1 protein-coding gene is annotated in these 405 nt (G+C 74.1%); it reads right to left on the bottom strand.

What is annotated here, in order from left to right:
* On the bottom strand, positions 1-211 hold a 211-nt coding region (locus AEA42_RS21600), incomplete at its 3' end, for a DUF3131 domain-containing protein (RefSeq protein ID WP_197278475.1).
* Positions 212-405: the final 194 nt, after the last annotated feature.

Raw genomic sequence — 405 nt, 5'->3', positions numbered from 1 at the left:
CGTAGTCGGTGCTGATCGGCGGCTTGCTGACCCTCAGGCTATGACGGCGCTGCTGGATTTGCATGATGCGCCAGGCGATCTCCGCACTCTGCGCGTCAAAGCCCAGCTCAAGCCCGGTGAGCAGGTACGGCAGGCTGATCAGCGAAGGTTGCCGCCCCCAGGGCGTGCGCAGCCCCTCGTCGGGCACCATGATGCCGTCGATATCGATCATCTGCTGCCCCTGCGGCGGGGTGGGTACCCCCAGCCCCCCCCCGCGGGCGAGCAAACCCCGCGGATGGCTGGCGGCCACCCGGGAGCCCAACACGTCCCCCGGGTTTACCCCCCGCCCGCCCCCGCGGGGGGCGGGGGCGGCTGCCCGGCGGGGGGGGGGGGGGGGGGGGAGGCGCGGCGCGCCACCCGCCTGTA

Origin of the sequence: Shewanella sp. Sh95 (assembly GCF_001308045.1) — a bacterium.
GTDB lineage: Bacteria > Pseudomonadota > Gammaproteobacteria > Enterobacterales > Shewanellaceae > Shewanella > Shewanella xiamenensis.
Note: the sequence above shows the minus strand (reverse complement) of the source record. Positions and strands in the feature narration are given on the sequence as shown.